General features: G+C 63.4%; 6 protein-coding genes and 1 pseudogene. All 7 read left to right on the plus strand.

What is annotated here, in order from left to right:
- Positions 1-189: pseudogene (locus tag LL06_RS19315) on the plus strand (cytochrome c biogenesis protein CcdA); the annotation flags it as partial.
- A 10-nt stretch (positions 190-199) separates the two neighbouring features.
- Entirely contained in the window at positions 200-805 is a 606-nt protein-coding gene (locus tag LL06_RS19320) for a thioredoxin family protein (protein ID WP_035530618.1), read from the plus strand.
- Between the two features lie 138 nt (positions 806-943).
- Entirely contained in the window at positions 944-1396 is a 453-nt protein-coding gene (gene soxX / locus LL06_RS19325) for a sulfur oxidation c-type cytochrome SoxX (protein ID WP_035530620.1), read from the plus strand.
- A 55-nt stretch (positions 1397-1451) separates the two neighbouring features.
- The gene (gene soxY / locus LL06_RS19330) at positions 1452-1907 is read left to right on the plus strand and encodes a thiosulfate oxidation carrier protein SoxY (RefSeq protein ID WP_035530622.1); all 456 of its coding nucleotides are present in this window, start codon (positions 1452-1454) and stop codon (positions 1905-1907) included.
- A gap of 22 nt (positions 1908-1929) precedes the next feature.
- Positions 1930-2253, plus strand: coding sequence for a thiosulfate oxidation carrier complex protein SoxZ (soxZ, locus tag LL06_RS19335; RefSeq protein ID WP_035530624.1), 324 nt, complete (start codon positions 1930-1932; stop codon positions 2251-2253).
- Between the two features lie 68 nt (positions 2254-2321).
- Positions 2322-3170 carry a sulfur oxidation c-type cytochrome SoxA gene (gene soxA / locus LL06_RS19340; RefSeq protein WP_035530626.1) on the plus strand — a complete coding sequence of 283 codons (849 nt, stop codon included), beginning with the start codon at positions 2322-2324 and terminating at the stop codon, positions 3168-3170.
- A 170-nt stretch (positions 3171-3340) separates the two neighbouring features.
- Positions 3341-5041: a thiosulfohydrolase SoxB gene (gene soxB, locus LL06_RS19345; protein ID WP_035530628.1), complete on the plus strand. Its 1701-nt coding sequence runs from the start codon at positions 3341-3343 to the stop codon at positions 5039-5041.
- Positions 5042-5201 lie beyond the last annotated feature (160 nt).

Below are 5201 nucleotides of genomic sequence, written 5' to 3' on the forward strand. Positions count from 1 at the left end.
GTCGTGGCGGGCTTCTTCGCCAGCCGCTTCATCCGGTTTTCCTCCCGGATCAAGAAGCACATGGCGGTGATCGAAAAGGTCATGGGCGGGGCGCTGGTGGTGACCGGCATTCTCTTCATGACCGGCCAGATGTCGCGCATCGCCCAATGGCTGCTCGAGATGTTCCCGGCTTTCGCAACGATCGGATAGGAGAAGGATCATGATCAGACGCGCGTTTCTCGCTCTCGCCGCTCTCGCCGCTTTCGAAGCCGGCGCCGCGCTGCCCACGCCAGCCTGGTCCGCCGAACTCGGCGATGACGGGCTGCACAAGGAGGACTGGTTCTCGATCACCTTCCGCGACGTCGCCGAGGACATCGAGACGGCCCGGGAGGAGGGCAAGCGGCTGGTGATGATCTTCGAACAGCGCGGCTGCATCTACTGCGCCAAGATGCACGAGACGCTGCTGTCCGATCCGGAAGTCTCGGACTTCATCAAGGCCCATTTCAAGGTGGTGCAGTACAACATGTTCGGCGACGAGGAAGTCACTGATCTCGACGGCGAAGTGCTGACCGAGAAGACCGCGGCGCGCAAATGGGGCTACGTGTTCACGCCCACGCTGGTGTTCCTCCCCGAGCAAGTTCCCGAGGGCATGAACGCCGCCCAGGCCGCGGTGGCGACCATGCCGGGCGCCTTCGGCAAATGGACATTTCTCAACATGTTCAGATGGGTAAAGGAAAAAGGTTACGAGGGCGATGAGCACTTTCAGAAGTACCACGCCCGCATCATCAACGAGCTGCGGGCCAAGGGCCGGCTCGACGCGGAATGAGGCTGCGACAAAATACATGCAAAAATTCATATTTTTGCATTGATTGTGCGGACGCATCTGATTACTCTGTGACTCGGAGAGAAGCCGGACCAGGCAGGTCCGGGCAATGGGAGGAGGGAACGCCAGATGACGAGGCGAATGAAATTCACACTGGGCACCTTGGCGGCCATGGCGCTGTCGACCGCGGCCTTGGCCAATGAAATCGCCCCCGACGCGGTCGAGTTCACCGATGGCGGCGTCGCCGTGTCGCTGACCGGCACGCCGGGCGATCCGGCCGAAGGCGCCAAGATCTTCAAGGACACGGGCCTTGGCAATTGTCTTGCCTGCCATGTCAACGCCGACATGGCGAGCGACCAGTTCCATGGCGACGTGGGACCCGCGCTCGACGGCGTGGCCTCGCGCTGGGACGAACCGCATCTGCGCGCCATCGTGGTGAACTCGAAGGCCGTGTTCACGGACGCGACCGTGATGCCCGGCTTCTACTCGCTCGAAGTCGGCAAGAATGTCGCCGAGAAATTCGTCGGCAAGACCATCCTGACCGCCCAGCAGGTCGAGGATGTCGTCGCCTATCTCGGCACACTGAAGGAATGACCGGGCAGGGACTGGCCGGGCACGGAACGATCTGGAGCAGAGGAGCTCGAATCACATGAAACTGACAAGACGCAATGTCTTAGGATTGACGGCCGGCGCCGCGGCGTTCGCGGTCGCGGGGGCGCGGATCACGCCGGCTTTCGCCTCGGCCGAGGAGACTGAAAAGTCGATCATGGACTTCACCGGCGGCGCCGCCCCGGCCGAAGGAAAGATCACCCTGACCGCGCCGGAGATCGCGGAAAACGGCAATACGGTGCCGGTCACGGTGACCGTCGAGAGCACCATGAGCGGCGACGACATGGTCGAGTCGATCATCCTCTTCGCCGACGGCAACCCCAATCCGGCGGTCGCCACCTTTCGCTTCAGCGAATTGTCGGGCGCCGCTCTTGCAACGACCCGCATCCGGCTCGCCAAGACCCAGAACGTCGTCGCGGTTGCGAAGATGAAGGACGGCTCGGTCTTCATGGACAAGAAGCAGGTCAAGGTAACCATCGGCGGCTGCGGCGGCTGAGCCAGAGACAGGATTTACGAACATGGCATCAAAACCACGCATCAAGGTGCCCAAGTCGGCTTCGGCCGGCGAGGTGATCACCCTCAAGACGCTGATCAGCCACGAAATGGAATCGGGTCAGCGCAAGGACAAGGATGGCAATCCCATCCCGCGCAAGATCATCAACAAGTTCACCTGCACCTTCGAGGGGCAGATGGTGTTCGAGTGCGATCTAGACCCGGCGATCTCGGCCAATCCCTATTTCGAGTTCAACGCCAAGGTGCCCTCGAGCGGAACCTTCAAGTTCGCCTGGCTCGACGATGACGGGTCGGTCTACGAGGCCGAGGCGCCGATCGAAGTCAAATAACAGCGAGGGGGAAGCCTGGGCGGACGGGAGTTCCGCGCAGGTGCAATCCCGGGAGGAGGGAGACCGTGATGAAGAGACTTTTGATTGCCGGCGCCGCTCTGGCGGCCGGACTTGCCGCAGGCGGTTGGGCGACGGCCGAGCCGGTGGACGACACGCTCGAAATCGACGGCGTGCCGATGATCACGCGGGCCAAGGCTCCCGAGGGGCATCCGTTCGAGGAAGTGCTCTCGGGCTGGCTTTACCGCGAGGCCGAGACCCGCGACCTGGAGCGCGATTCCATCGAGAATCCGGCCATGGTCTCGGTCGAGGATGGCGAGGTGCTGTGGAACAAGGTCGACGGCACCGCCGGCAAGTCCTGCGCGAGCTGCCACGGCGACGCGGCGGAAAGCATGAAGGGGATCGGCGCCCATTTCCCCAAATGGGATGAGGATTCGCAGAAGCCGATCAATGTCGAGCTGCAGATCAACAAGTGCCGCACCGAACAGATGGGCGCCGAGGCGCTGCCGTTCGACAAGGGCGGGCAGAACGAGCTGACCGCCTACATCAAGCACCAGTCGCTCGGCATGCCGGTGGAGATCGATCTCTCCGAGGGCGACATGCAGTCCTGGTGGGAGCGGGGCAAGGAGGTCTACTACACCCGTACGGGTCAGTTGAACCTCTCCTGCGCCAGTTGCCATGAAGTCAATGCCGGCAAGTTCATCCGCGCCGACCATCTCAGCCAGGGCCAGATCAACGGGTTCCCGGTCTACCGGTTGAAAAGCGGCTTCACCTCGCTGCACAACCGCTTCCGCGGCTGCATCAGGGACACCCGCGCCGAGATCCCCAAGGCCTTCTCGGACGACCTGATGGCGCTGGAAACCTATGTGACCTGGCGCGGCACCGGCCTGTCGGTCGAAACCCCAGCGGTTCGTCCGTAGGGCGACATTCCGGCCGGCGGCGTTTTAAGCCTCCGGCCGGCGCGAGCCGCGCGCGGTCCGGGCCCCGGCCGTCAGGCGACGCCGGCATGAGTTGAAACACAAGGCAAACCCGATTTCTGGCGAAAGCCGGAGCGAGCTTTTTCGTCCGTTTTTACGGAATGGAGACAGGAATGCACACCAGACGCGACTTTCTGCAATATGCGCTCAATGCCGGGTTCGTGCTCGGCGCCGCCGGACTGGGCGCCAATCCGGCCCGGGCGCTGGCGCAGCAGAAGCTCACCCAGGATGACCTCCTGCGGTTCGACGCCAAGGGCCAGCTCACGCTTTTGCATTTCACCGATTGCCATGCCCAGCTCAAGCCGGTGTTCTTCCGCCCGCCGGACACCAATATCGGCGTCGGCGCCTATGCCGGCCTGCCGCCGCACCTGGTGGCCGAGGAATTCCTTTCCTATTTCAACATCGAGAAGGGCAGTCCCTACGCCTATGCCCACACGATGGTGGACTATGTCGACCTGGCCCGGAGCTACGGCAAGCTCGGCGGGCTCGACCGCACCGCGACGCTGGTCAAGGCGATCCGCGCCGAGCGCGGCGATGACAAGGTGCTGTTTCTCGACGGCGGCGACACCTGGCAGGGCTCCTACTCCTCGCTCAAGACCAACGGCATGGACATGGTCGAGTGCATGAAGCTGCTCAAGCCAGACGCCATGACAGGGCACTGGGAGTTCACCTTCGGCCAGGACCGCTTCCTCGAACTCGTCGAGGCCATGGGCTACCCGTTCCTGGCGTCCAACATCTTCGATTCCGAATGGGACGAGCCCGCCTTCGAGCATACCGCCTTCTTCGAGCGCGGCGGCGTGAACGTGGCCGTCATCGGCCAGGCCATGCCCTACACGCCGATCGCCAATCCCAACTGGATGTTCCCGAAATGGTCGTTCGGCATCCGCCCGGAAACGCTGCAGGCCAATGTCGACGCTGCGCGCGCCGAGGGCGCCGAAGTGGTGGTGCTGCTCTCGCACAACGGCTTCGACGTCGACCGCAAGTTGGCCGGCGTGGTCAGCGGTCTCGACGTGATCGTCACCGGCCACACCCATGATGCCACGCCCGTGGCGCTGGAAGTCGAGGGCACGTTGCTGATGTCGTCGGGCTCGCACGGAAAGTATCTCGGCCGCATCGACCTCGACATCAGGGACGGCAAGGTCGCGGGCTACAATTCGACGCTGATCCCGGTTTTCGCCGATGTGATCACGCCCGATCCGGAGATGGCGGCCAAGATCGACCAAGTGCGCGCGCCCTATGAGGCGGAGACGCAGCGGGTGATCGGCCGCACCGACAGCCTGCTCTACCGGCGCGGCAATTTCAACGGAACCTGGGACGACCTGATCTGCCAGGGCATCATCGAGGAGCGCGACACCCAGATTGCGCTGTCGCCCGGTTTCCGCTGGGGGACGACGTTGCTTCCGGGCTCCGACATCACCATCGACGATCTCTATTCGGAGACCTCGATGAGCTATCCGGCGGTCTACCGGCTGGAATTCACCGGCGCGCAGTTGAAGGACATCATGGAGGATGTCTGCGACAACCTGTTCAACAAGGATCCGTTCCTGCAGCAGGGCGGCGACATGGTTCGCGTCGGCGGCTTCACCTATGCCTGCGCGCCCGACGCGGAGATGGGCAGCCGGATCTCGGACATGCGGCTGACCGGTAGCGGCGAGGCCATCGAGGCCGACAAGAGCTACACGGTCGGCGGCTGGGCCTCGGTCAACGAGGGGGTCGAAGGCCCCGCGATCTACGACCTGATGGAAGACTACATCACGAAGAAATCGGTGGTGACGCTCGATGCGGACGCCGCTTCTGTCCGGGTGATCCGCTGAGTGCGGCCGGGCACGGGTTTGCCGGCCTCACGGCCCGGCGATGACGACGGAGACAAAGATGCAAGTGCTGGACATGCGCCACGGGAGGATCTCATGGTAGACCAAACCGGTCCCAAGGGGACCAGACACACAGCCTCACGGCGTGATTTCCTCAAGGCCG

Origin of the sequence: Hoeflea sp. BAL378, assembly GCF_000759435.1 — a bacterium.
Lineage (GTDB): Bacteria > Pseudomonadota > Alphaproteobacteria > Rhizobiales > Rhizobiaceae > Hoeflea.

Coding starts and splice junctions, on each gene's coding strand:
- soxY (WP_035530622.1), top strand. CDS start 1,452: ATGAAACTGACAAGACGCAATGTCTTAGGATTGACGGCCGGCGCCGCG.
- soxZ (WP_035530624.1), top strand. CDS start 1,930: ATGGCATCAAAACCACGCATCAAGGTGCCCAAGTCGGCTTCGGCCGGC.
- soxX (WP_035530620.1), top strand. CDS start 944: ATGAAATTCACACTGGGCACCTTGGCGGCCATGGCGCTGTCGACCGCG.
- soxB (WP_035530628.1), top strand. CDS start 3,341: ATGCACACCAGACGCGACTTTCTGCAATATGCGCTCAATGCCGGGTTC.
- soxA (WP_035530626.1), top strand. CDS start 2,322: ATGAAGAGACTTTTGATTGCCGGCGCCGCTCTGGCGGCCGGACTTGCC.
- LL06_RS19320 (WP_035530618.1), top strand. CDS start 200: ATGATCAGACGCGCGTTTCTCGCTCTCGCCGCTCTCGCCGCTTTCGAA.